This window comes from Geomonas sp. (assembly GCF_056994735.1).
The window spans coordinates 1-1721 of the sequence record NZ_JBXKJL010000240.1 but is presented as its reverse complement, the minus strand read 5'-3'; the positions used below and the strand labels follow the sequence as shown (position 1 = coordinate 1721).

Annotated in this window: 2 protein-coding genes; both read right to left on the bottom strand. The window is 57.7% G+C overall.

Features of this window, described 5'->3' with window-relative positions; translation table 11 throughout:
- Positions 1 to 217: nitroreductase family protein (locus tag AC11W3_RS10560; RefSeq protein ID WP_484092979.1), on the bottom strand; the 217-nt coding region annotated here is incomplete at its 3' end.
- A 98-nt stretch (positions 218 to 315) separates the two neighbouring features.
- Positions 316 to 1689 (bottom strand): IS1182 family transposase, encoded by a 1374-nt coding sequence (locus AC11W3_RS10555; protein ID WP_484092978.1) that lies wholly within the window; start codon positions 1687 to 1689, stop codon positions 316 to 318.
- Between the last annotated feature and the right edge of the window lie 32 nt (positions 1690 to 1721).

Here is a 1721-nt window from a genome sequence, read left to right as displayed (position 1 = left end):
CGGTAAAGATGGCAAAGCACACCGCGCAATGTTCGATGAATTTTCCATAGTCTGTCAATGCAGCGATTTGCCTTTTTAGCTCTGAGTCGGTCACGGCTCCGAAAAGCCAGGGCTGGATATTGATTGCGGTTGGCGCCAGTCGTGCACAATCTAGGAGTCTGTCGGCGTACCGAGATGATTTTTTTCGGTCCGTTGGTTGTTCTTTGAAAACTCGAATCGTTTAGGGCCGATGTGCTCGACGAACAATCACTACGGCCACGGATCAGGCTGTAAGCGGTGATACTCACGGTGGGCATGAGGCTGCGGCACTACGTTCTAGGCCGCTGCCGGTGCCCACCCACTCCGGAAGAGCTTCAGGAGGTTGTGGCCAAGGCAGATGATGTCCCACTCGCAGTCAACCTTGGCGATGCCTCGAAGCAGGAACTGCCGAAACCCTCGGACCTCCTTGATCTGCCCGAAGACCGGCTCGCTGATCTCCTTGCGCTTGGCATAGGTCATCCGGCCCTTGATCGTCCGGAGCTTGCGGGCCATGCGCTCCTTGATCGTGGCATCCTTGGGGATCCGCCCCCGGGGAGCCGGTAGCAGTCGATCCGTGTGTTTCAACCGGCCGGTGGCTACATAGGCGTCAATCCCTTCTTCGGCAAGATAGGTGAGGTTCTCCTCGCTAAAGTAGCCGTTATCGGCCGTGACCTTGTTCGGTTTGGCGCCATCGAGGTTGGTCTCGAGCTTCTCGATGAGGGGTTTCAGCTCACGCTTGTCGTTGGCTTGCTGGCTGACCCGGCTCGCAACGATCACCTGGGAGCTTCCGTCAACAGCCGCTTGACCGTTGTAGCACTGGGCGAAGGACTTGGTAGCGCTATCCTTCATGATGCGAGAGTCAGGATCGGTAAAGTTGCGCTGAGCTTTCCCATCGGGCTTATCCGAAGGAGCCTTCGACGGCCGACCCCGCCGATCTGATCCCTCCTCGCCCTTCTTCTCCTGCTCAAGCCGTTTGCGCTCCGCCTCTTGCCGAGCCTCTCGCTCAAGAGCCTCTTTGGCTTCCTTGATCTTGGCAAGGCGCGACTGCTTGAACTTGAGCTCATCGGGGAGCTCGTCACCGCCTCTCCCCTTGCCGTAGCGCTCGTCCTCATCCTTATCGGTTGCCTCGGCTTCGGCAAGTAACTGCGTGACCTCAGCCTCGAGTTCCGCCACGCTCTTCTCCATGCGAGCGTAGCTCATCGCCTTGTGCTTCGAGGCATGGGCCCGAACTTTGGTGCCGTCCAGGGAAACATGGCCGAGCTTGACCAACCCGGCCTTCTGGCACAGCCGCAACACCTGCACAAAGAGAGCAGCCAGAGCCTGTAGATGACGGCGGCGAAACTCGGCAATCGTTGCATGGTCCGGATGTTGATCTGCACTCAACACCCGAAACGGAATCAACTCGTGGGTTGCTTTCTCGATCTTACGCGAACTCGGCATCCCAACGCAGTAAGCGTAGATCAGAAGTGCCACCATCATCTCGGGGTGGTAGGGCGGATAGCCCCCTTTGGAGCCATCGTAACTCGAGTAGATGGCACTCAGGTCCAGCTGTCCGACTACATCCCGGATGAAGTAGGCCAGGTGGCCTTCGGGCAACCACTTGGCCATGTCAGGGGGCAACAGCAGCAACTGACCAGGACTAAAACGGCGGAATGTCGCTTGTGTTTTCATGGACCGGAGTCTACCACATTTACTCAATAATC